We start from the raw sequence: 24748 nt of genomic DNA on the forward strand, positions 1-24748 counted from the left end.
GGAAGAAGGAACACTTGTCCGCACGGATCCCCCGGTCCTCCGGCCCGAACACCCGACCCCGAGGGCGGTCGCCGAACTCGCGAACGCGTTCGGCCTCCGCGTCGTCGGCTCCGTCGACGCCGTCGAGACGACCGGTGTCACGCTGAGCGCCGCCGAGGTGCAGCCGGGTGACGTCTTCGTCGGCGTGCACGGTGCGAACCGTCACGGCGCGGAGTTCTCCACCGAGGCCGCCGAGCGCGGTGCCGTCGCCGTCCTGACCGACGACGCGGGCGTGGAGAGCGCACGAGCGGCCGGCCTGCCGGTCCTCGTCGTGGACGACCCCCGTGCTGCCCTGGGCGACGTGTCCGCCTGGGTGTACCGCACCCACCCGGACGAGGCCACCGACCTGCCGCAGCTGTTCGCCGTCACCGGCACGAACGGCAAGACGAGCACGTCGTACATCCTCGAGGGGATCCTCAAGCAGCTCGGCCTGGTCACCGGCCTGAGCTCGACCGCCGAGCGCCACATCGGCACGCTCAGCGTGACGAGCCGCCTCACAACGCCCGAGGCCAGCGAGATGCACGCGCTCCTCGCCCGGATGCGCGAGAGCGAGGTGCGCGCGGTCGCCGTCGAGGTGAGCGCGCAGGCCCTCAGCCGACACCGGGTCGACGGCATCGTCTTCGACGTCGCGGCCTTCACGAACCTGTCGCACGACCACCTCGACGACTACGCCGACATGGAGGAGTACTACCAGGCGAAGCTCCCGCTGTTCCAGCCCGAGCACGCCCGTCGCGGGGTCGTCTCGCTGGACACCGACTGGGGCCACCGTGTGGTGCAGGACTCCCGCATCCCGGTCACGACGATCACGGTGCACCCGGACGTCGATGCCGAGTGGCACGTCGACATCGTCGAGGCGCACGCCGCCTACACCGAGTTCCGCCTGACCGGTCCCGAGGGCCGCGAACTCACCACCCGTGTGCCCCTGATCGGCTGGCACATGGCGGCGAACGCCGCACTGGCGATCGTGATGCTCGTCGAGGGCGGTTTCGAGCTCGGTGCCATCGCGCACGCGCTCGACAACAACCACCGCCGCTACCCGGACGAAGACGGCCGCGACGAGCACGATGCCCGAAGCGACCGCGACCGCGACCGCGACCGCGACGGCGACGTGCGCCGCGTGTCCGCCATCGAGTGCTACCTGCCCGGCCGGACCGAGCGCGTCTCGGGCGAGCACGGCCCGAGCGTCTACGTCGACTTCGGCCACAGCGCCGATGCCTTCGAGAACACCCTCGCGGCCGTCCGGCAGTTCACGTCCGGCAAGGTCCTCATGCTGTTCGGCGCCGACGGCGACCGCGACACCACGAAGCGCGGCGACATGGCCCGCGTCGCAGCGGCCGGCAGCGACATCCTCGTCGTCACCGACCACCACCCCCGCTTCGAGGACGCCGCGTCGATCCGGAAGACCCTGGTCGCCGCCGCGCGCGAGGCGTTCCCGGACCACGAGCTGCACGAGGTGAGCCCGCCCGAGGCCGCCATCCGCCTGGCCGTCGGCCTGCTCGGCGAGGGCGACTCGATCCTCTGGGCCGGCCCCGGCCACCAGGACTACCGTGACATCGCCGGTGTCCGCACCCCTACTCGGCACGCGACGAGGCCCGTCAGGCCCTGCGCGAAGCCGGTTGGGAGCCGAACTCCGGACCGGCCGAGGACCTCCGATGATCGCGCTCACCCTCGCCGAGATCGCCACCGCGGTCGGCGGCGAGCTGATCGGTGGTGCCCAGGCGACCGACGTCCCCGAGCCCGGCGACCTGGTGGTGGAGGGCTCGGTCGAGACCGACTCGCGCCTGGTCCGCCCCGGCAGCGTCTTCTTCGCCCTGCCCGGCGAGGTCACGGACGGGCGCCGCTTCGTGCCCGCCGCGACCGAGGCCGGTGCCGCGCTGGTCATCACGCCCGAGCGCGTCGAGACCACCGCGCCGCAGATCGTCGTCGCGGACGGCTACGCCGCCCTCGCCGCGCTCGCGCACGAGGTCGTCACCCGGGTCCGGATGGCGTCCGCCGACCGCGTCGACGCCGAGGGGCGTCCGGCACCGCTGAAGGTCGTCGGCATCACCGGCTCGAACGGCAAGACGAGCACGAAGAACATGCTCCGGACGATCCTCGAGCAGCACGGCGAGACCGTCGCGCCCCAGGGGTCCTTCAACAACCACGTCGGGGCACCGATCTCGATGCTCCGGGTCACGTACGACACCCGGTTCCTGGTCGTCGAGATGGGAGCGAGCGGCGTCGGCCACATCGCTGCGCTCGTCCGCATCGCCGAGCCGGACGTCGGTGTCGTGCTCAAGGTGGGCCTGGCGCACGCCGGCGAGTTCGGCGGCATCGAGGCGACGCAGCGCGCGAAGTCCGAGATGGTCACCGACCTGCCCGCGTCCGCGACCGCGCTGCTCAACGTCGACGACGATCGGGTCGCGTCGATGCGGGACCTGACGGCCGCCCAGGTGGTCGGCTTCGGCACGTCGTCGGATGCCGACTACCGCATCACCGGCATCGAGACGGACCGCAGCGGCACCCGCTTCACCCTCACCGCGCCTCCCGTCCCCGCAGGCGACCCGTCTGCAGACGGAGGCCGACGGGGAGGCCCGGATCACGTGGACGTGCGCCTCGCGATCCTGGGGAGCACCACGCGATGAACGCGGGCGCCGCCCTGACGGTCGCCCACCGCTGGGGCGTCCCGCTCGCCGACGGCGCCGCGGCGCTCGCGTCGATGACGCGCGCCGAGCGCTGGCGCATGGAGCTGCTGCAGGGCGGCCCCGAGGGCGTCACCGTGATCAACGACGCCTACAACGCGTCGCCGGACTCGACCGCAGCGGCGCTGCGGACCCTGGCGCAGATCGTGCGCCCGGGGAGCGGACCGTCGCCGTGCTCGGCGAGATGGCCGAGCTCGGCGAGTTCTCGACCGAGGAGCACGACCGCATCGGTCGGCTCGTCGTCCGTCTCGGCATCGGACAGCTCGTGGTCGTCGGCCGCGGCGCGATGCCCATCCACCAGGCCGCCACCCTCGAGGGATCGTGGGACGGCGAGTCGGTGTTCATCGAGGACGTCGACGACGCCGTCCGGTCACTCCAGGACATGCTCCGCCCCGGCGACGTGGTCCTGGTCAAGTCCTCGAAGTCGGCCGAACTGCGATTCCTCGGCGACCGCCTCGGAGGTGTCACCGAATGATCGCGCTCCTCATCGCCGGCGCTGTGTCGCTGGTGTTCACGTTGCTGCTCACCCCGTTCTTCATCAAGCTGTTCCACCGTCTCGGGTGGGGGCAGTTCATCCGTGACGACGGTCCGCAGTCGCACCACACCAAGCGCGGCACCGCGACGATGGGCGGCATCGTCCTCATCATCGGTGCCGTGATCGGGTACTTCGTCGGCCACCTGGTCGGACGTGACTCGATCACCCTGTCCGGCCTGCTCGTGCTGTTCCTCATGGTGGGGCTGGGCTTCGTCGGGTTCATCGACGACTTCCTCAAGGTCCGGCGCCAGCGGAGCCTCGGGCTCGGCGGGTGGGCCAAGGTCCTCGGCCAGGTCATCGTCGGCGTCATCTTCGCCACGGTCGCCCTGGTGGTGCCGACGTCGAACGGCAAGCCCCCGGCGTCGACCATGATCTCGGCGATCCGTGACATCCCGTGGCTCGACTTCATGGCGCTCGGCACGGTCATCGGCACCGTGCTGTTCCTGGCCTGGATCGTGCTGCTCACGGTGTCGACGTCGAACGGCGTCAACGTCGCGGACGGCCTCGACGGTCTCGCGACCGGCTCCAGCATCCTGGCGATCGGCTCGTACGTCATCATCGGCTTCTGGCAGTCCAACCAGATCTGCGGCGGCGCCCGGCTCGACTCGAACACCGCACACGCCTGCTACACCGTGAGCAACCCGCTCGACCTGGCGGTCGTCGCGGCCGCGGTCTGCGGTGGGCTCATCGGCTTCCTCTGGTACAACACGTCGCCGGCGCAGATCTTCCTCGGCGACACCGGTTCGCTCGGCCTCGGTGGGGCGCTGGCGGGTCTCGCGATCCTCAGCCGCACCGAGCTCCTGCTCATCCTGATCGGTGGCCTGTTCTTCATCGTCACCGGCTCGGTGATCCTGCAGCGGGCGTACTTCAAGATCACCCACGGCAAGCGGATCTTCCGGATGAGTCCGCTGCACCACCACTTCGAGCTGAAGGGGTGGGCCGAGGTGACGGTGGTCGTCCGGTTCTGGATCATCGCGGGGCTCTTCGTCGCCGCGGGGGTCGGCCTCTTCTACCTCGAATGGATCGCCCGTGTCGGCTGACCGTCTCGTCTCGCTCGACAGCTGGTACTCCGAGGGTGGAAGGGCCTGAACGTCGCCGTCCTCGGGCTCGGCTCGACCGGGTTCTCGGTCGCCGACACCCTGGTCGAGCTCGGCAGTGCGGTGACGGTGTACTCGACCGACGCACCGTCGGACAGCGTCGAGCTGCTCGACGTCATCGGCGCGCGCTTCGTACAGGCGCCGCTCGACACGGTGCCGGCCGCGCTGCAGGAGCAGACACCGGACGTCGTCATCGTGTCGCCCGGCCTGCCGCCGCACAACGCGACCGTCCAGTGGTCCGTCTCGAACAGCACCGTCTGGGGTGACATCGAGCTCGCCTGGCGCGTGCGCGACAAGGTCCTGCGCGGTCCGGTCGCGGCGCCGTGGATCACGATCACCGGCACGAACGGCAAGACCACCACGACGCAGCTGACGACCGCGATGTACGAGGCCGGCGGCCTGCGTGCCGTGGCCTGCGGCAACATCGGCGTACCGGTGCTCGACGTCGTCCGCGACCCGGACGGCTACGACGTGCTCGTCGTCGAGCCTCTCCAGCCACCAGCTGCACTACATGGCGACCGCGGGCGACGGCGCGGTCGTGCCGCTCGCGAGCGCCTGCGTGAACATCGCCGACGACCACCTCGAGTGGCACGGCTCAGCGGCGGCGTACCGCGCCGCGAAGGCCAAGGTCTACGAGCGCACCGTGCTGGCGTGCGTCTACAACACGGCCGACGACGTCACGCGCGACATGGTGCAGGACGCCGACGTCGTCGAGGGCTGCCGTGCCGTCGGCTTCACGCCGGGAGTGCCCGCGCCCGGGGACGTCGGCCTCGTCGAGGACGTCCTGTGCGACCGCGCCTTCACCGAGGACCGTCGGAACAGCGCGCTCGAGCTGTCGACCGTCGCCGACCTCGAGGTCGCCGGGCTCGCCAGCCCGCACATGACCATGAACGTCCTGGCCGCCGCCGCCCTCGCCCGTGCCGGCACCGTCCAGCCGAGTGCGATCCGCTCCGCCGTCCGGGCCTTCCGCGCCGACCACCACCGCACGGAGCTCGTGGCCGAGTCGGCCGGCATCGCGTGGGTCGACGACTCGAAGGCCACGAACCCGCATGCCGCCACCGCCTCGCTCGCCTCGTTCGACACCGTGGTGTGGATCGTCGGCGGCCTGTTCAAGGGCGTCGACGTCGACGGGCTCGTCGCCCGGTTCGGCCCCGAGGTCCGTGCCGTCGTCGTGATCGGCTCCGACCGGACCCCCGTCCTGGAGGCATTCGCGCGACACGCGTCCGGGGTGCCGGTGCTCCAGGTGGAGACGACGGACACTGATCAGGTCATGCCCGAGGCGGTCCGGCATGCCGCATCGGTCGCGAGGCCGGGCGACACGGTCCTCCTCGCCCCGGCGGCTGCGTCGTTCGACCAGTTCGGCTCCTACGCCGACCGGGGGCGTCGTTTCGCGGCGGCGGTCCACGAGCACCTGGGAGGCAACGCCGATGGCGACGACGGATCTTCCGAACAGTCGTAGCACGCCGGCGACGGGCAGCCCGCGTCGCACGAACGGTGCACTCGTCGCCGTCAAGAACGTCTTCGTCGCCGAATCGAGCACCTTCTACACGATCCTCGGCGTCACGCTCTTCCTGGTCGTCTTCGGCGTCGTGATGGTCCTGTCGTCGTCGAGTGTCGAGCAGTACGCCGCGACGCACGACTTCTTCGGTGCAGCGTCCCGCCAGGGGCTGTACGCCGTCCTCGGCGTCCCGCTCATGCTCATCGCGAGTCGTGTGCCGACGCGCCTGTGGCGGAAGTGGGCGATGCGACTGCTCGGCGCTGCGCTCGTCCTGCAGCTGCTCGTCTACACCCCGCTCGGCATCGACGTCCAGGGCAACCGGAACTGGATCGGCATCGGCTCGTTCACCGCGCAGCCGTCCGAGGTGGTCAAGCTCGGCCTGGTGCTCGGCATCGGCGCGATCATGTACGTCAAGCGCGACAAGCTCGACGACTGGAAAGAGGTGTTCATCCCGATCGGGATCGCTTCGCTCCTGTCGCTCGGCCTCGTGATCCTCGGAGGCGACCAGGGCACCGCGATGATCATGCTCATCCTGGTCCTCGGTGCGCTCTACGTCGGCGGGGCCCGCGCCCGGCACCTGCTCGTCGGCCTGGCGGCGATGGCGGTCATGCTGCCGTTCGTCACGATGGCGTCGTCGTCCCGTCAGGTGCGCATCAGCGCGTGGCTGTCCGGCTGCACCGACTCGAACCAGTACGCCGACCTGTGCTGGCAGCCCGTGCACGGCATGTGGGCGCTGGCGTCCGGTGGTGTGTTCGGCGTCGGACTCGGCAACTCCAAGGCGAAGTGGTCGTGGCTGCCCGAGGCGGACAACGACTACATCTTCGCGATCATCGGCGAGGAGCTCGGCCTGATCGGCGCCGTCGTCGTGCTCGCACTGTTCGTCGTGCTCGCCGTCGGCATGATCAAGATCATCCGGCAGTCCCGCGACCCGTTCGTGAAGACCGTCACGGGTGGCATCCTTGCGTGGATCATCGGCCAGGCGCTCGTGAACATCGCCGTGGTGCTCGGCCTGCTGCCGGTCCTCGGCGTCCCACTCCCGCTGATCTCGGCCGGCGGGTCCGCGCTCATCATGACCCTGGTGGCGATCGGCGTCGTGCTGTCGTTCGCCCGCGACCTGCCCCGCAAGAACGACCCGCGCACCACGAACGCGCCCCTCGACAGCACCACCACGAACGGACGACTCCGGTGAGCAAGTACCTCTTCGCCGGCGGGGGCACCGCCGGACACGTCAACCCCTGCTCGCGGTCGCCGACCGGCTGACCGAGCGCGAGCCGGATGCCGAGGTGCTCGTCCTGGGCACCGCCGAGGGCCTCGAGTCCCGCCTGGTGCCGATGCGCGGCTACGAGCTCCTGACGATCCCGCGCCTGCCGTTCCCCGGAAGCTGAACGGCGCAGCCCTCCGATTCCCGCAGCGCTTCGCCGCAGCCGTCAAGCGCACCGAGCAGATCATCCGTGAGCACGGGGTCGAGGTCGTCCTCGGCGTCGGCGGCTACGCGGCGGCACCGGCGTACATCGCGGCCCGGCGCACCGGCACCCCGATCGTCGTGCACGAGCAGAACGCGAAGCCGGGGCTGGCGAACCGCCTCGCCGCGTTCCTCACCGAACACGTCGGCCTGACCTTCTCGAACACTCGACTGCGGCACGGCCGGGTCGTCGGCATGCCGCTCCGGCGCGAGATCGAGTCGCTCGACCGCCGTGCCAGCCGCGCCGAGGCCCTCGCCGAGTTCGGGCTCGACCCCGCTCGCCCCGTGCTCCTCGTCACGGGGGATCCTCGGGCGCCCGCAGCATCAACCGCACGATCAACAAGTCCGCGGCGACCATCGTGGGTGCCGGTTGGCAGATCCTGCACGTCGTCGGAGCGGCGTCGGACATCGGCCCGAGCGACCTCGACGGCTACCACGTGCTCGCCTACTGCGACCGGATGGACCTGGCGTACGCGGCGAGCGACTTCGTGGTGTCGCGTGCCGGCGCCGGCATGGTCTGCGAGCTCACCGCGGTCGGGCTGCCGAGCGTGCTCGTGCCGTACCCTGTCGGCAACGGCGAGCAGCGGCACAACGCCGAGGACGTCGTCGACGCCGGGGAGCTGTGCTCGTGGCGGACGGGGAATTCGACCCCGACTGGGTGACGTTCCAGCTCCTGACCATCCTGCAGGACCGGGCCCGCATCGCGGACATGACGGTCCGGGCAGGGAGCGTCGGGCACCGCGACGGCGCGGACCGGATGACCGACCTCGTCCTGGACGCCGCACGAGGAACCGCACGAGGCAACGCACGAGGAACCGCACGAGGCAACGGCGCCGCCAGCACCACGGAGGAACCATGACCATCAAGCCGGACCTGACGCAGCCGATCCCGGACGACCTCGGCACCGTGCACTTCGTCGGCATCGGCGGCGCCGGCATGAGCGGCATCGCCCGCATGTTCCTCGCCGCCGGTCACCGCGTCACGGGCAGCGACTCCCGCGAGACCGACACGACGGGCATCATGCGTGACCTCGGCGCCGCGGTGCACATCGGCCACGACGCCGCGAACGTGGGCGATGCGGACACGATCGTCGTCACGAGTGCGCTCTGGCCGGACAACCCCGAACTGCTCGAGGCGCAGCGCCGCGGCCTGCCGGTGCTGCACCGGTCCCAGGCCCTCGCCGCCCTCATCGCCGACCACCGCCTCGTCGCGGTCGCCGGCGCGCACGGCAAGACCACCTCGACCGGCATGATCGTCACCGCGATGGTCGAGCTCGGTCTCGACCCGAGCTTCGTCAACGGCGGCGTCATCCAGTCGCTCGGCACGAGCTCGGCGCCGGGCTCGAGCGACCTGTTCGTGGTCGAGGCCGACGAGTCCGACGGCTCGTTCCTGCTCTACGACGTCGCCGTGGCCCTCATCACGAACGTCGACGCCGACCACCTCGACCACTACGGCAGCGAAGCGGCCTTCACCGAGGCGTTCGTGGAGTTCGCCGCGAAGGCGAGCGAGCGCGTCGTGATCTCGAGCGACGACGCCGGCGCGAAGACCGTCACGGCGGGCATCCGCGCGCGTGCCGACGCCCCCGAGGTCGTCACCTTCGGCGAGGCCGTCGACGCCGACGTGCGCATCGAGCGGATCATCGAGTCGGCGGGCGTCGAGGTGGACTTCCGCGCCGGGGGCGAGGCCCACCACCTGACCCTCCGCGTGCCGGGCCGGCACAACGCGATCAACGCCGTCGGCGCCTTCGCGGTCCTGACCGGCCTGGGCGTGAGCGCCGCCGACGCGATCCGGGGGCTCGAGGCCTTCGGCGGCACGCAGCGCCGCTTCGAGCTGCACGGTGTCGAGCGTGGGGTGTCGGTCTACGACGACTACGCGCACCACCCGACCGAGGTCGCGGCGGCGCTCAAGGCCGCCCGCAACGTCGTCGGCGACGGCCGCATCATCGCGATCCACCAGCCGCACCTGTACTCCCGCACCCGTCTGATGGCCGGTGACTTCGCGCGGGTCTACGAGGAGCTCGCCGACCACACCGTCGTCCTCGACGTCTACGGCGCGCGCGAGGACCCGGAGCCCGGCGTCACCGGCGCCCTGGTGCAGGAGCGCTTCGCCGACCAGTCCCGCGTGGAGTTCCTGCCGGACTGGGACGAGGCCGCCGCCCGAGCCGCCGCGGTCGCCCGCGACGGCGACATCATCATGACGCTCAGCTGCGGTGACGTGTACCGGATCATCCCGCAGGTGCTGGGAGCGTTGGGCCGGTGAGACGACCCGAGGGGTTCGACGAGGGGGACGCCCGCAGGGACGCCCCGGTCGAGGGCGCCGACGTGCCCCGGCAGCGTCGTGGCCCCTCGATGCCGCGGCTTGCGTTCCGCGGGCGCACGGCGGACGACCGGGAGGCCCGTCCCACGCCCGACGTGTCGGCTGCGGTCGACGAGGCCCCGGCCTCCACCACCTCGGCCGTCACTCCGGCACCCGGTTCCGCCGGAACGCGCCCCCAGCGGTCGGTGCGCCCCCGAGCGTCGGGGCGCGACGACCGTCCGCGGGCGCGGATCCGACCACCGATGGCGCCGACTCGACGCGCGACCGCGTCGGCACCCTCGCGGGCGCGGCCGGCCGCCGCGTCGGCGCCGGCTTCGGTGCCGTCGCCGAACGCCTGCGGGAGTACACACCGGACGAGGACCACCGCGACCCGCGCCCCGACGCGGGCAACGCGCCCCGAGGAGACGGGGCGCAACGACCCTCCGGGGGCGCGGCGGGCAGTGCACGCGACTACGACGCGACCGTGACCGACGTGCTCGACGCGGGCAGTGCCTCCCGGCCGGTCCAGCACGACGACGCACCCATCGGTGCCGGCGTGCGCGCTGCCGAGACCGCGCGTGAGGCGCGCATCGCGAAGCGTCGCCGTCGCCTGCTCGAGCGGGCCGAGGTGCGGCGGTTCACCCGGCGCAGCCGCCACCGTCGCGCCGCCTGGATCACCGCGGCCGGCATCGTGCTCGTGCTCGGCGTCTCGATCCTGGTGGCCGTGTTCTCGCCGCTCATGGCGCTGCAGACGATCGAGGTCAAGGGCACCAACCGCGTCGACGAGACCGCCCTGCGGCAGGCCCTGTCCGACCAGATCGGCACCCCGCTCGCACGACTCGACTTCGACGAGATCAAGCAGGACATCGCGGGCTTCCCGCTCATCGAGAGCTACGTGACCGAAGAAGCGCCGCCGCACACCCTCGTGGTGACGGTGACCGAGCGCACGCCCGTCGTCGCCGTGCAGTCCGGCAGCTCGTTCGACCTCGTCGACCCGGCCGGCATCGTCGTCCAGTCGTCCCCGAAGCGTCCGGACACCATGCCGCTCGCCGACATCGCCCGTGCGCGCCTCGGGTCCTCGAGCTTCCGCACGATGACCGAGGTCGTGCTGGCGCTGCCGTCGACCGTGCGGTCGCAGGTCACGCGGGTCGCAGGGTCCACCGCCGACGACGTGACCCTGACGCTCGAGGACGGCTCGACCGTTGTGTGGGGAGCCCCGACGACTCCGAGGCGAAGGCCGCGCTGCTCGCCGCCCTGGTGAAGGACCACGCGGCGCGGAACCCGGGCGTCGTGGTCGAGTACGACGTGTCGGCACCGGACAACGGCGTGATCCGCGCGAAGGACTGAATTGCCGACCTGATCGGCGACACGCGGCGTGGCGGGGCGACAGTGCGCGGAACCCACCCGTAGCGTCGAAGCCAGCACCACATCTACCAGCATTGCCCCTGAACTTCAAGTAGAGGTTGAGGGTTCAACCGGAGGCCTGACTGACGTGACCACGAACCACAACTACCTCGCCGTCATCAAGGTCGTCGGTGTCGGCGGCGGCGGCGTCAACGCCGTCAACCGGATGATCGAACTCGGCCTCCGTGGCGTCGAGTTCATCGCCATCAACACCGACGCGCAGGCGCTGCTGCTCAGCGACGCCGACGTCAAGCTCGACGTCGGCCGCGAGATCACCCGCGGCCTCGGCGCCGGTGCGGACCCCGAGGTCGGCCGTCGTGCCGCCGAGGACCACGCCGAGGAGATCGAAGAGGCACTCGCGGGTGCCGACATGGTCTTCGTCACCGCCGGTGAAGGCGGTGGGACCGGCACGGGTGGTGCGCCCGTCGTCGCCCGCATCGCCAAGTCGATCGGCGCGCTCACCATCGGTGTCGTCACGAAGCCGTTCAGCTTCGAGGGCAAGCGTCGCCAGTCCCAGGCCGAGAACGGCGTCGCTGGCCTCAAGGACGAGGTCGACACGCTCATCGTCGTCCCGAACGACCGCCTGCTCGAGATCAGCGACCGCGGCATCTCGATGGTCGAGGCCTTCGCCACGGCCGACCAGGTGCTCCTCGCCGGCGTGCAGGGCATCACCGACCTCATCACCACCCCGGGGCTCATCAACCTCGACTTCGCCGACGTCAAGTCCGTCATGCAGGGTGCGGGTTCCGCGCTCATGGGCATCGGCTCGTCGCGCGGTGCCGACCGTGCCATCAAGGCCGCCGAGCTCGCGGTCGCATCCCTCTGCTCGAGGCCTCGATCGACGGAGCGCACGGTGTGCTGCTCTCGATCCAGGGTGGCTCGAACCTCGGCATCTTCGAGATCAACGACGCCGCGCGTCTGGTGCAGGAAGCCGTGCACCCCGAGGCGAACATCATCTTCGGTGCGGTCATCGACGACACCCTCGGCGACGAGGTCCGCGTGACCGTCATCGCCGCGGGCTTCGACGGCGGCGAGCCGGCGCAGCAGCAGAAGGAGCGTCGCTCGAGCTATGTCGACCCCGAGGCGAGCGCGACGGCCCTCGTCGCCGCCTCGACCGGTGCGATCGAGGACTCCAGCACGTCGAGCCCCTCCTGGGCTTCGCAGGAACACCAGCCGCCGGTGCAGCGCGCCGCCGACCCGGCGTTCGACGACGACGACGAGCTCGACGTCCCCGACTTCCTGAAGTAAGCGTTCCATGGCAGGTGATCCGCGCCTCCCGTCCACCTCGTCACCAGACGAGGGATCGTCACCTCGTGACGACGGACTGGAGGCGCGTCTCGCGTCCGTCAGGAGTGGCATCGCCGACGCGGCGCGCGCCGCAGGGCGCTCGGCCGACGACCTCACGCTGATCGTCGTCACGAAGTACCACCCGGCCTCGCTCGTCCGTGCGCTGGCGTCCCTCGGCGTCACCGACGTGGGGGAGAACCGCCACCAAGAGGCACAGGCCAAGGCCGCGGAACTCGCCGACCTCGACCTGACCTGGCACTTCGTCGGGCAGCTGCAGTCGAAGAAGGCCCGGCAGGTCCGTCGCTACGCGCACGTCGTGCAGTCCCTCGACCGCACATCGGTGGTGGACGCCTTCGCGCCGACCGAAGCCGAGCCGGAGCCACCGGTCATCGACGGGTTCGTGCAGGTCAACCTGACCGACGACCCCGGACGCGGCGGTGTGCAACCGGACGACGTCGAGGCGATGGCTGCACGCGTGCTCGAGACTGGCACCCTCCGGCTGCGCGGGGTCATGGCCGTCGCGCCGCTGGACGAGGAGCCCCGAGCGGCGTTCGCGCGACTCCGGGCGATCTCGGAGCGGGTCGTGGCGCTCGAGCCCGGCGCCACCGACATCTCGGCCGGCATGAGCGGCGACTACGCCGACGCCGTGCTCGAGGGCGCGACACACCTGCGGATCGGCACCGCAATCACGGGAAATCGGCCGGCGGCACCCTAGCCTCGTTGCAGGGCATCCACGTGCACTTACCTCCGGAGGAACCATGGCCAACCCGCTGAAGAAGACGATGGTCTACCTCGGCCTCGCCGACGAGGAACTCGACTACGAGGACGAGCAGCCGCAGCAGGCTGCGCCAGCGCGTCAGCAGGCCCCGGCCGCTCCAGCCGCTGCGCCGGAGAGTCCCGCACCGGCGGCTGCCCCGGTCGCCACGGCTGCTCCGGCCGCAGCTCCTGCAGCCGCACCGGCTGCCACGAAGACGCACACCCACCAGCGCGGCGCTCAGGTGACTCCGCTCCGCCGCTCGCACACGACCGCACAGAAGGCGACCCCGGTCCAGGAAATGAACGAGATCCTCACCGTCCACCCGCGCGAGTACAAGGACGCCCAGTCCATCGCCGAGAGCTTCCGCGACGGGATCCCCGTCATCATCAACCTCTCGCAGATGACCGAGAACGACGCGCGTCGCATGATCGACTTCGCATCCGGTCTCTCGCTCGGCCTGTACGGCAAGATCGAGCGCGTCACGAACAAGGTCTTCCTGCTGTCGCCCGCACACGTCGCAGTGAGCGGTGAGCCGGCTGAGGTAGAGTCCGACATCGAGGCGAACTTCTTCGCCCAGTCCTGAGCCGTCCCCGGCCACCCGCCCGTGAGCGTCGTCACCTGACGGCACTCGCCCGAGACGAGCGAGCCCCATCGTGTCCGTGATCCTAGGGATCATCTCCCTCGCCCTCCTGCTGTACTTCTTCGTCATGTGGGGGCGGTTCGCGCTCGACCTCGTGCAGAACTTCAACCGGTCCTGGCGGCCGCGCGGAGGACTGCTCGTGGTCTCCGAGTTCGTCTACACGATCACCGATCCGCCGATCCGCGCGGTTCGGCGGGTCCTGCCGCCGCTCCGCATGGGGCCGGTGGCACTCGACTTCGGCTGGACGATCGTCATGCTCGTCGTGATCATCGCCCGGGTCGTCGTCAACGGCATCGCCGTCGCGGTCTGATCCGATCGCGGTCCGAACCCGGCTCGATCCAGGTCCGGTTCCGGGTCGATCCAGGTCCGCAACACGCGCCGCGCCGACGCGGCGGTCATCGTTCCTCCCCATCGTCGGTGTACGGTGGTCGGGATCGATGCTCGCCTCCGGCGCGGCATCCGCACCACACGTGGTGACTGGTACGTTCGGTCACGACGCAAGTGGTTCCACACGTTCAGCAGTTCTATTGAGGTGACGGCAATGGCTTTGACGCCGGAAGACGTAGTCAACAAGCGGTTCCAGCCGACGAAGTTCCGCGAGGGCTACGACCAGGACGAGGTCGACGACTTCCTCGACGAGGTCGTGGTCGAGCTGCGACGCCTGACCGCGGAGAACGACGAGCTCCGCCAGCGCCTGCAGGCGGCCGAGTCGGCCCCGCAGTCGGCGCAGACCGAGCAGCCCGCTCCGGCGGTCGAGACCGAGCCGGAGCCCGTGCCGGCCCCGGTCGAGGCGGCTCCCGAGCCCGCTCCGGTCGCAGCGGCCGCCCCGGCGACCACCGTCCCGGCGGACGAGGACACCGAGGGCACCACGAACCTCCTGACGCTCGCGCGTCGTCTCCACGAGGAGCACGTCCGCGAAGGCGTCGAGAAGCGTGACGCGCTCATCGCCGAGGGCACCGCCCAGGCAGCGCGCCTCGTCTCCGAGGCCGAGGCCAAGCAGCGCCAGATCATCGCCGACACCGAGAACACGAACCGTCAGCGTGTCCAGGTGCTCGAGCAGGAGCAGCGCCAGCTCGAGGGCAAGATCGACGAGCTCCGGACGTTCGAGCGCGACTACCGCGCCCAGCTCAAGAGCTACATCCAGGGGCAGCTCTCCGAGCTCGACTCCTCGAACGAGCAGTCCGGTCTCACCCCGGCGCCGGCATCGGCGCAGGGCTTCGGCAACTGACGTTGTCGCGACCAGCATCACGAGCGAAGGTCAGTGTCCGCGCGATCGCGGCACTGGCCTTCGCCGCTGTCGTGGTGGTGGCGTTCGACCAGGTCGCGAAGGCGCTGGTCGTCGCGAACCTGCCGTACGGCACCCCCGTCCCGATCCTGGGTGGGGCGCTCCAGTTCCTGTACGTGCGGAACCCGGGTGCGGCGTTCTCCTTCGCGGTGAACATGACGTGGGTGTTCTCGATCATCTCGGCGGCGGTCGTCGTCGCGATCATCGTGTACTCGCGTCGGATCCGGTCGATGTGGTGGGCCGTCGTGCTCGGCATGCTGCTGGGCGGCGCGCTCGGCAACCTGATCGACCGACTCTTCCGTGAGCCCGGCTTCGGCCGCGGCCACGTGGTCGACTTCATCTCGACGCCGTGGATGATGCCGGCGATCTACAACGTCGCCGACTCGTTCATCTGCATCAGCATGGTGGTCTTCGTGCTGCTGGTGATCCTCGGGGTGAACCTCGACGGGTCCCGCACGGTCTCCGCCAAGCGCGCTGCGCAGGCGGACACGACGGAGCCGCTCGACGGTGGGGCCGCGTTCTCGGCGCCCGCAGCCGACGCTGCATCGTCCGCAGGCGGCCTGCCGGAGCCGGAGCGGGCCTCCCGTCCGGAACAGCACGACCGGCGCGACCCGCTGGGGCACGACGCCACGTGACCGAATCGCGTGCTCTTCCCGTCCCCGACGGGCTCGCCGGCGAGCGTGTCGACGCCGCCATCGCGAAGCTCCTCGGGTTCAGCCGGTCGTTCGCGGCCGACGTCGTCGCCGCCGGTGGGGTCCGGGTCGACGGCGCCCCCGTCGACAAGTCCGACCGCCTGCACGCCGACTCCTGGCTCGAGGTGGAGTGGTCCCCGAAGGAGCCGCCGCGCATCGTGCCGGCGGTCGTCCCGGGGATGACGATCGTGCACGACGACGAGGACATCGTCGTCGTCGACAAGCCCGTCGGCGTCGCCGCACACCCTCGCCCGGCTGGGACGGCCCGACCGTGCCCGGGGGCCTCGCCGCAGCGGGCTTCACGATCGCGACCTCGGGTGCCGCAGAGCGCGCGGGCATCGTGCACCGCCTCGACGTCGGCACGTCGGGGCTCATGGTCGTGGCGAAGACCGAACTCGCGTACACCCACCTCAAGCGGGCCTTCAAGGAGCGCACGGTCGAGAAGGTCTACCACGCGCTCGCGCAGGGCCACCCGGACCCGACCTCCGGCACCGTGGACGCCCCGATCGGCCGGCACCCGTCGAGCGACTGGAAGTTCGCGGTCACCGCCGACGGCAAGCCGAGCGTCACCCACTACGAGACCCTCGAGGCGTTCCGCTCGGCGACCCTGCTCGAGGTGCACCTCGAGACCGGTCGCACCCACCAGATCCGCGTGCACATGGCCGCGACCCGCCACCCGCTGGTCGGCGACACGATGTACGGCGCCGACCCGGTCCTGGCGCAGGAGCTCGGGCTGACCCGCCAGTGGCTCGATGCCGTGCGACTCGGGTTCGACCACCCGCGCACGGGTTCGTGGGTGGAGTTCCATGCGGAGTACCCGGACGACCTGCGTCTCGCGCTCGACCGCATCCGAGCCGCCTCGTCCTGACGGGCGCTCTCGTCGCATCGTCGTGCCGGTCGCGTGATCCAGTCGTGCCGCCGAGGTTTCGAGATCTCGGCATCTCGGCGCGCTGTTCGTCTGTCTGTGGAACCTCGGCTGAGCGCACGCGGCGTGTTGTGGAACCTCGACGGGGAGCGACGGGCGTGTCGGTGCGACAGCCCAGACCCCGGCCGGGAGGCCCGTGGCGACGCCGCCCCGCGCCTCCCGTCCGCCACGAGCGGGCTCCACCGCCGAGAGGACACGATCTGCGTGCCTCCAGCCCGCCAAGCGACGGTACCTGCACCCTCGTCGGACTGCGCGCGGCATGTCGTGCGACCTCGGCGTCGGAGCGATCGGACACGCGCGGGTTTGTCCGCGGTCGCGGTTAGGCTGTTCGCGTCCCGCAAGCAGCTCGTTCGACCGGAGGTTCCGTGGCGGATTCCGACTCCTTCGTCCACCTGCACGTGCACAGCGAGTACTCGATGCTCGACGGTGCGGCCAGGCTCGGCGACCTCGTGCAGGAGACCGCTGCGCAGGGCATGCCGGCCGTGGCGGTGACCGACCACGGCAACATGTTCGGCGCCTTCGAGTTCTGGAAGGCCGCCAAGGCCGGCGGCGTCAAGCCGATCATCGGGACCGAGGCGTACATCACGCCCCGGACGCACCGCACGGACAAGACCCGCGTGCGGTGGGGCGACGGCGGTGGGGACGACGTCTCCGGTGCCGGCTCCTACACGCACATGACGATGTTCGCCGAGAACACGACGGGCATGCACAACCTGTTCCGGCTGTCGTCGAAGGCGTCGCTCGAGGGCTACTACTTCAAGCCGCGCATGGACATCGAGCTGCTCGAGGAGTACCACGAGGGCATCATCGCCACGACGGGGTGCCCGTCGGGCGAGGTCCAGACGCGCCTGCGCCTCGGTCAGTACGACGAAGCCGTCAAGGCCGCCGCCGACTACCGCGACATCTTCGGCAAGGAGAACTACTTCGCCGAGGTCATGGACCACGGGCTCGAGATCGAGCGTCGGATCATGAGCGACCTGATCCGGCTGGCGAAGGACCTCGACATCCCGCTGGTCGGCACGAACGACCTCCACTACACGCACTCGCACGACGCCAAGTCGCACGCCGCGCTGCTGTGCGTGCAGTCGGGTTCGACGCTGAACGACCCGAACCGGTTCAAGTTCGATGCTGACGAGTTCTACCTGAAGTCCCCGCAGCAGATGCGGCACGTCTTCCGCGACAACCCCGAAGCCTGCGACAACACGCTGCTCATCGCCGAGCGGTGCAACGTCGAGTTCGACACCTCGGCGAACTACATGCCGAAGTTCCCGGTGCCGGCGGGCGAGACCGAGCACTCCTGGTTCGAGAAAGAGGTCGCCAAGGGGCTGGACTACCGGTACCCGGACGGCATCCCGGCCGAGGTGCAGGAGCGTGCCGACTACGAGGTCGGCATCATCAACCAGATGGGGTTCCCGGGGTACTTCCTGGTGGTCTCCGACTTCATCCTGTGGTCGAAGAACAACGGCATCCGGGTCGGCCCCGGCCGTGGTTCCGGTGCCGGCTCGATGGTCGCGTACGCGATGCGCATCACCGACCTCGACCCGATCCGGCACGGCCTGATCTTCGAGCGGTTCCTCAACCCGGACCGCGTCTCGATGCCCGACTTCGACGTCGACTTCGACGACCGGCGCCGCGGTGAGGCGATCAAGTACGTCACCGAGAAGTACGGGTCGGAGCGCGTCGCACAGATCGTCACGTACGGCACGATCAAGGCGAAGCAGGCGCTGAAGGACTCCTCGCGCGTCCTCGGGTTCCCGTTCGGCATGGGCGAGAAGCTCACGAAGGCGATGCCGCCGCCCGTGATGGGCAAGGACATCCCGCTCACCGGGATCTTCGACAAGGACCACCCGCGCTACAAGGAAGCCGTCGACGTCCGCACCGTGGTCGAGAACGACCCCGAGGCGAAGACCGTCTTCGACACCGCGCTCGGGCTCGAGGGGCTGAAGCGCCAGTGGGGCGTGCACGCGGCCGGCGTCATCATGTCGAGCGATCCGCTCATCGACATCATCCCGATCATGAAGCGGGAGCAGGACGGCCAGGTCGTCACGCAGTTCGACTACCCGGCAGCGGAGTCGCTCGGCCTGATCAAGATGGACTTCCTGGGGCTCCGCAACCTCACGATCATCAGTGACGCCCTCGACAACATCAAGAACAACCGTGGCATCGAGCTCGACCTCGAGACCATGGGACTCGAGGACCCCGAGGCGTACGCGCTCCTGCAGCGCGGTGACACACTCGGCGTCTTCCAGCTCGACGGCGGCCCGATGCGTGGCCTGCTCCGCCTGATGAAGCCCGACAACTTCGAGGACATCTCCGCGCTCATCGCCCTGTACCGTCCGGGCCCCATGGGTGCGAACTCGCACACGAACTACGCGCTCCGCAAGAACGGCGAGCAGGCGATCACGCCGATCCACCCGGAGCTCGAAGAGCCCCTGGCAGAGATCCTCGGCGGCACCTACGGCCTGATCATCTACCAGGAGCAGGTCATGGCCATCGCGCAGAAGGTCGCGGGGTTCTCCCTCGGCCAGGCGGACATCCTCCGCCGCGCGATGGGCAAGAAGAAGAAGTCCGAGCTCGACAAGCAGTACGCGGGCTTCGAGAAGGGCATGCTGGACAACGGCTACTCGCCCGCGGCGATCAAGATGCTGTGGGACATCCTGCTGCCGTTCTCCGACTACGCGTTCAACAAGGCGCACTCCGCCGCGTACGGCGTGGTCTCGTTCTGGACCGCGTACCTGAAGGCGCACTACCCGGCCGAGTACATGGCGGCGCTGCTCACCTCGGTGGGCGACGCCCGCGACAAGCTCGCGCTGTACCTGAACGAGTGCCGACGCATGGGCATCAAGGTCATGCCACCGGACGTCAACGAGTCGATCGGCTTCTTCGCCGCCGTCGGTGAGGACATCCGATTCGGCATGGGCGCCATCCGCAACGTCGGGTTCAACGTCGTCGACGACATCGTGAAGGCCCGCACCGACAAGGGCGCGTTCGAGTCGTTCCACGACTTCCTGCGCAAGATCCCGATCTCGTCGGCGAACAAGCGGACCGTCGAGTCGCTCATCAAGGCGGGTGCCTTCGACGAGTTCGGCGACTCCCGCCGTGCCCTGGTCGAGATCCACGAGGGCGCGGTCGAAGGCGCCGTCAAGGTCAAGCGCGACGAGGCCCACGGCAACGTCGGGTTCGACTTCGACTCGCTGTTCGCCGAGGTCGCCGAGGAGTCGCCGGCCACCGGTCCGGTGTCGCAGGTGCCCGACCGTCCGGAGTGGTCCAAGCGCGACAAGCTCGCGTTCGAGCGCGACATGCTCGGTCTCTACGTGTCGGACCACCCGCTCGCGGGGCTCGAGATCGAGCTCGCGAAGCACCAGTCGATCACCATCGCCGACCTCATCGCGGCCGACGACTCGGTCGAGGGCGAGACCGTCACGGTCGCGGGGCTGCTGACGAGCGTGCAGCACCGGGTGGCGAAGACGAGCGGCAACCCGTACGGCATCGTCGACATCGAGGACTTCGGCGGGCAGATCGGCGTGATGTTCCTCGGCAAGACCTACCAGGAGTTCGGTCCGTCGCTCGTGGCCGACTCGATCGTGGTCCTGCGCGGTCGCGTGAACGTCCGCGACGACGGCAAGGCGCTGCACGCGGTGAGCATGTTCCAGCCGGCGATCGGCGACGCGATGGGCTCCGGCCCGCTCACGTTGTCGCTGCCGGAGCGGCAGGCCACCACGTCCACGGTGACGGAGCTCGCGGCTGTGCTCGGACGGCACCAGGGTGAGACCGAGGTCCGTCTGAAGCTGCTGAAGGACGACGTCGCGCGCACGTTCGAGTTGCCGTTCCCGGTGAACCTGACACCCGACCTGTTCGGCGAGCTCAAGAGCCTGCTCGGGCCGCGCTGCCTGGTGTGACAGGGATGTGACCGTGGCCGGACACCGGATCTTCGGGACGCCCTTCGCGGCGGTCTACCCGCACTACCTGGCGAAGGTGGAGCGGAAGGGCCACACGAAGGGTGATCTCGACGCCGTCATCACGTGGCTGACCGGGTTCGACGACGCAGTGCTCGCACGGCACCTGGCGGACGAGACCACGTTCGAGGACTTCTTCGCCGCCGCGCAGTTGCACCCGAACGCGCCGCTCATCACCGGCGTGATCTGCGGCGTCCGGATCGAGGAGATCGACGACCCGCTCATGCGACGGATCCGGTACCTCGACAAGCTCGTCGACGAGGTCGCGAAGGGCCGTCCGATGGCGAAGGTGTTGCGGACCGCGTGACCGGAGCGGACCGGAGCGTTCCCGACGCTGGGGTGCTGCGTGCCTTCGGGGCCGCGGGGTCCACGCCCGTGCCGCTCGCGGGTGGGCGCGGGCTGACCTGGCGTGCCGAGAACATCGTCCTCCGGCCCCACGACGGTCCGGCGGTGACCGACTGGCGTGCCGGCGTCCTGGCGGAACTCGGACACGCAGCGGAGACCGAGCACCCAGCCGAGTTCCGCACACCCCGGCCCGTGGCCACCCGCGACGGCAGCTGGCGGTCGGGGGACTGGGAGGCGTGGGGATTCGTGGCCGGTGCGGCGGACGAGTCCCGCGTCGAGGACGTGGTGCGGGCGGGGCGTGCCTTCCACCGCGCGATCGCCGGTGTGGAGCGGCCGGCGTTCCTCGACACGGAGTCCGGTGCCGTCAGAGCCGCCACCGACCCGTGGGCCCGCGCCGACCGGATGGCGTGGGGTGAGGAGCCCCTGCCGACGGATCCGACACTCGGCCGGCTCGCCGCGGCGTTCCGTCCCGTGCGAGCGCCGTCGCAGCTCGTCCACGGTGACCTGCTCGGCAACGTGCTGTTCGCCGACGGGCAGCCGCCGACGATCATCGACTGGCCGCCGTACTGGCGTCCGGCGGAGTTCGGCGCAGCGATCGCCGCCGTCGACGCCGTCTGCTGGCACGGCTTCCCGGTCGGGCGACTGGCATCCCTCGGCAGGACCGCGCACGGGGCTGCGGCCGAGGCAGACGAGCCGGAATGGACGTCGCTGCTGACCCGGGCGCTCGTGTTCCGCATCGCCACACTGCACGTGCTCGGTGCCTGGGACGCCGCGGCCGTGGCACACCACCGGCCCGTCGTCGATGCACTGGTCGGACGGCGGACGCCCACGTCACCTCGGTAGGCTTGTCCCCTGATGATGCAGCGAATCGACCTCCGTGGCGGGCTGCCCGCCCGTGCCGACCTCCTCCGACTCATGCCGCGCGCCGTTGGCGACGTCGCGCACGCGGTCGACGCCGCCCGCGAGCTCGTCGAGGACGTCCGACACCGCGGAGCGGACGCACTGCACGACCAGGCCGAACGCTTCGACGGCGGCGCCCCGGCGAACGTGCGGGTGCCGGTCGCCGAGATCGCGGCGGCCGTCGCCGGGCTGACCCCGAACTGCGGGAAGCGCTCGACGAAGCCATTCGCCGCGTCCGCGCCGCCAGCGCCGCTCAGGTGCCGGCCGGCTCCGTCACCACGCTCACCGACGGCGCCGAGGTGCACCAGCGCTGGCAGCCGATGCGCCGCGTCGGCCTCTACGTGCCCGGCGGCAAGGCCGTCTACCCGTCGAGCGTCGTCATGAACGTCGTCCCCGCCCAGGTCGCCGGGGTCCGGTCGATCGCGCTGGTGTCCCCGCCGCAGCGCGACCACGGCGGCGCGGTCCACCCGACGATCCTGGCCGCGGCCGGACTGCTCGGAATCGACGAGGTCTACGCGATGGGCGGTGCCGGGGCGATCGGCGCGCTGGCGTACGGCGTCCCCGCGATCGACCTCGAGCCCGTCGACCTGGTCACCGGTCCTGGCAACAACTACGTGGCCGCGGCGAAGCGCCTGGTGCGCGGTGTCGTCGGAATCGACGCCGAGGCCGGCGCGACCGAGATCCTCGTGATCGCCGACGAGACCGCCGACCCCGGGTTCGTCGCCGCCGACCTCATCAGCCAGGCCGAGCACGACGAGCAGGCCGGCAGTGTGCTGGTGACGACGTCGGCGACGTTCGCCGATGCGGTCGAAGCCGCCATCCCGGAACGCACGGCCGTGCTCGGGACGGCTGCGCGCCTCCAGACCGCCCTGGACGGACCGCAGTCCGCGATCGTGCTGGTGGACTCCCTCGCCGACGCCGCGACCGTGAGCAACGCGTACGGGCCGGAGCACCTCGAGATCCAGACGGCGGACGACGACGCGGTGCTCGCCGACATCGACGCCGCCGGAGCGGTGTTCGTCGGGCCGAGCACGCCCGTCAGCCTGGGCGACTACCTGGCCGGGTCGAACCACGTGCTGCCCACCGGCGGCCAGGCGCGCTTCGGCTCCGGGCTGTCCGCGTCAACGTTCCTGCGGCCGCAGCAGGTCATCCGGTACTCGGCGTCGGCGCTCGACGAGGTCGCCGCGCACATCGTCGCGCTGTCGACCGAGGAGCAGCTCCCGCGCACGGCGCCGCCGTGACGGAGCGCACGAACCGATAGCCTGGGCGACGACATGTTCTGCCCCTTCTGCCGCCACCCGGACTCCCGCGTCGTCGACTCACGGACGAGCGACGACGGAACCTCCATCCGCCGCCGTCGACAGTGCCCGAACTGCGGACGACGCTTCTCGACCACCGAGACCGCGTCTCTCAACGTCGTCAAGCGCAACGGCGTCACCGAACCCTTCAGCCGCGACAAGATCGTCTCCGGCGTGCGCAAGGCCTGCCAGGGGCGCCCGGTCACCGACGGGGACCTGGCCGTGCTCGCGCAGCGCGTCGAGGAGACCGTCCGATCGTCCGGATCGAGCCAGATCGACGCGAACGACATCGGCCTCGCGATCCTCGCGCCGCTCCGTGAGCTCGACGAGGTCGCCTACCTGCGGTTCGCCAGCGTCTACCAGGCCTTCGACTCGCTCGAGGACTTCGAGGACGCCATCGGCCAGCTCCGCCGTGACCACCGCGGCGTGGACGGCGGTGCTGCGGCCGCCGGTGCTGCGGCCGCTGGGGTTGCGGGCGCCGGATCGCATTCGGGTGCTGCCGGCTCGCCGGCGGGTGCCGGCGCGTGAGCGGCGTCGCGGAAGGCCTGGTCCGCTCCGGGTACGCCGTCGTCTTCCGGTCGGTCTTCGCCAAGATGGACCCCGAACGGGCGCACCACCTGGCGTTCGCCGTCATCAAGGCGCTCCCGCACGTGCCGTTCGTGGGCGGTCTGGTCGAGCGGTACTCCCGCCCGGCAGCGGCCGACGGGGTCACGACGATGGGCATCCACTTCCCGTCGCGCTTCGGCCTCGCCGCCGGGTTCGACAAGGACGCCCGCGGCATCGGCGGCCTCGGCCTGCTCGGTTTCGGCCACGTCGAGGTCGGCACGATCACGGCGAAGCCCCAGCCCGGCAACGAGCGCCCGCGCCTGTTCCGCCTCGTCGAGGACCGCGCGCTCATCAACCGGATGGGCTTCAACAACCACGGCGCCGGTGCCGCTGCCCGCCGGCTCGAGCGTGCCCGACGCAACCCGGGTCGTCCGGTCATCGGCGTGAACATCGGCAAGAGCCGGGTCGTCGCGGTCGAGGACGCCATCGACGACTACCTGGAGTCGACGCGGCGCCTCGCGCCGTTCGCCGACTACCTGGCGGTCAACGTCAGCTCCCCGAACACGCCCGGACTGCGGGGCCTGCAGGAACTCGACCAGCTCCGGCCGCTGCTGTCCGCCGTCCGCGACGCCGCGGGCGAGACGCCCGTGCTGGTGAAGATCGCGCCGGACCTGACCGACGAGCAGGTGGACGCCATCGCCGGCCTCGCGGTGTCGCTCGGGCTGTCGGGCATCATCGCCAACAACACGACGATCTCCCGTGAGGGGCTCAGGGCGGACCCGGCCGACGTCGAGGCCATGGGTGCCGGGGGACTCTCCGGCGCTCCCGTCGCCGCGCGCTCGTTCGAGGTACTGCGTCGCGTCCGTGCCGCGGTGCCCGCCGAGTTCTGCGTCATCGCCGTCGGCGGGGTGACGACCGAGCAGGACGTGCAGGACCGCATCGACGCCGGGGCCACCCTCGTGCAGGGCTACACGGCGTTCCTCTACGAGGGGCCGAGCTGGGCCACGCGCATCAACCGCTTGCGTCGCAAGCGGCTGCGCCGCGCCGCGCGCTGAGCTCGCGCGGACGCGTCCGGGATCGTCCGGCGTTCCCGGCGTTCCGGGCGG

15 protein-coding genes and 7 pseudogenes are annotated in these 24748 nt (G+C 70.7%); all 22 read left to right on the plus strand.

The features are described from left to right. Positions 1–28 precede the first annotated feature (28 nt). A pseudogene (locus tag JN350_RS10570) lies at positions 29–1695 on the plus strand (Mur ligase family protein); the annotation flags it as partial. Continuing rightward, a pseudogene (locus tag JN350_RS10575) lies at positions 1692–3195 on the plus strand (UDP-N-acetylmuramoyl-tripeptide--D-alanyl-D-alanine ligase). The pseudogenes JN350_RS10570 and JN350_RS10575, both read left to right, overlap by 4 nt. Beyond that, positions 3192–4295: a phospho-N-acetylmuramoyl-pentapeptide-transferase gene (gene mraY / locus JN350_RS10580; RefSeq protein ID WP_205462168.1), complete on the plus strand. Its 1104-nt coding sequence runs from the start codon at positions 3192–3194 to the stop codon at positions 4293–4295. Before JN350_RS10575 ends, mraY begins: the two are co-directional and overlap by 4 nt. Next, positions 4285–5811, plus strand: a pseudogene (murD, locus tag JN350_RS10585) (UDP-N-acetylmuramoyl-L-alanine--D-glutamate ligase). The gene mraY and the pseudogene murD overlap by 11 nt, the downstream one beginning before the upstream one ends. Beyond that, complete coding sequence (gene ftsW / locus JN350_RS10590; RefSeq protein WP_205462169.1) at positions 5780–7039, plus strand: putative lipid II flippase FtsW; 1260 nt, start codon at positions 5780–5782, stop codon at positions 7037–7039. The pseudogene murD and the gene ftsW overlap by 32 nt, the downstream one beginning before the upstream one ends. Then, positions 7036–8171 (plus strand): annotated as a pseudogene (locus JN350_RS10595) (UDP-N-acetylglucosamine--N-acetylmuramyl-(pentapeptide) pyrophosphoryl-undecaprenol N-acetylglucosamine transferase). The gene ftsW and the pseudogene JN350_RS10595 overlap by 4 nt, the downstream one beginning before the upstream one ends. Continuing rightward, entirely contained in the window at positions 8168–9571 is a 1404-nt protein-coding gene (murC, locus tag JN350_RS10600; RefSeq protein WP_205462170.1) for a UDP-N-acetylmuramate--L-alanine ligase, read from the plus strand. Before JN350_RS10595 ends, murC begins: the two are co-directional and overlap by 4 nt. Positions 9572–10091: 520 nt before the next feature. After that, positions 10092–10868, plus strand: a complete 777-nt coding sequence (locus JN350_RS10605; protein ID WP_205462171.1) for a cell division protein FtsQ/DivIB — start codon at positions 10092–10094, stop codon at positions 10866–10868. Further along, positions 10814–10954, plus strand: a complete 141-nt coding sequence (locus JN350_RS10610) for a hypothetical protein (protein ID WP_205462172.1) — start codon at positions 10814–10816, stop codon at positions 10952–10954. The genes JN350_RS10605 and JN350_RS10610 overlap by 55 nt, the downstream gene beginning before the upstream one ends. Positions 10955–11099: 145 nt before the next feature. Further along, positions 11100–12259: pseudogene (gene ftsZ / locus JN350_RS10615) on the plus strand (cell division protein FtsZ). A gap of 7 nt (positions 12260–12266) precedes the next feature. After that, a complete protein-coding gene (locus JN350_RS10620; protein ID WP_205462173.1) occupies positions 12267–13013 on the plus strand; it encodes a YggS family pyridoxal phosphate-dependent enzyme in 747 nt (248 codons plus the stop codon). A gap of 43 nt (positions 13014–13056) precedes the next feature. Beyond that, complete coding sequence (locus JN350_RS10625) at positions 13057–13638, plus strand: cell division protein SepF (RefSeq protein ID WP_205462174.1); 582 nt, start codon at positions 13057–13059, stop codon at positions 13636–13638. A gap of 70 nt (positions 13639–13708) precedes the next feature. After that, positions 13709–14005 (plus strand): YggT family protein, encoded by a 297-nt coding sequence (locus JN350_RS10630; RefSeq protein WP_111085780.1) that lies wholly within the window; start codon positions 13709–13711, stop codon positions 14003–14005. Between the two features lie 231 nt (positions 14006–14236). Next, positions 14237–14923: a DivIVA domain-containing protein gene (locus JN350_RS10635; RefSeq protein ID WP_205462175.1), complete on the plus strand. Its 687-nt coding sequence runs from the start codon at positions 14237–14239 to the stop codon at positions 14921–14923. Positions 14924–14925: 2 nt separating this feature from the next. After that, positions 14926–15615: a signal peptidase II gene (gene lspA / locus JN350_RS10640; protein ID WP_240347267.1), complete on the plus strand. Its 690-nt coding sequence runs from the start codon at positions 14926–14928 to the stop codon at positions 15613–15615. Continuing rightward, a pseudogene (locus JN350_RS10645) lies at positions 15612–16540 on the plus strand (RluA family pseudouridine synthase). Before lspA ends, JN350_RS10645 begins: the two are co-directional and overlap by 4 nt. A gap of 473 nt (positions 16541–17013) precedes the next feature. Further along, positions 17014–20496: a DNA polymerase III subunit alpha gene (dnaE, locus tag JN350_RS10650; protein ID WP_461964411.1), complete on the plus strand. Its 3483-nt coding sequence runs from the start codon at positions 17014–17016 to the stop codon at positions 20494–20496. Between the two features lie 13 nt (positions 20497–20509). Beyond that, complete coding sequence (locus JN350_RS10655) at positions 20510–20860, plus strand: DUF2200 domain-containing protein (RefSeq protein WP_205462177.1); 351 nt, start codon at positions 20510–20512, stop codon at positions 20858–20860. Then, a complete protein-coding gene (locus JN350_RS10660; protein WP_205462178.1) occupies positions 20857–21741 on the plus strand; it encodes a hypothetical protein in 885 nt (294 codons plus the stop codon). Before JN350_RS10655 ends, JN350_RS10660 begins: the two co-directional genes overlap by 4 nt. Before the next feature lie 12 nt (positions 21742–21753). Beyond that, positions 21754–23059: pseudogene (gene hisD / locus JN350_RS10665) on the plus strand (histidinol dehydrogenase). A 13-nt stretch (positions 23060–23072) separates the two neighbouring features. Continuing rightward, entirely contained in the window at positions 23073–23624 is a 552-nt protein-coding gene (nrdR, locus tag JN350_RS10670) for a transcriptional regulator NrdR (protein ID WP_205462179.1), read from the plus strand. Then, on the plus strand, positions 23621–24697 hold the full coding sequence (locus JN350_RS10675) for a quinone-dependent dihydroorotate dehydrogenase (RefSeq protein ID WP_205462180.1): 1077 nt from the start codon (positions 23621–23623) through the stop codon (positions 24695–24697). The genes nrdR and JN350_RS10675 overlap by 4 nt, the downstream gene beginning before the upstream one ends. The last annotated feature ends 51 nt before the right edge of the window (positions 24698–24748 follow it).

Origin of the sequence: Curtobacterium sp. 24E2, from assembly GCF_016925595.1 — a bacterium.
Taxonomy (GTDB): domain Bacteria; phylum Actinomycetota; class Actinomycetes; order Actinomycetales; family Microbacteriaceae; genus Curtobacterium.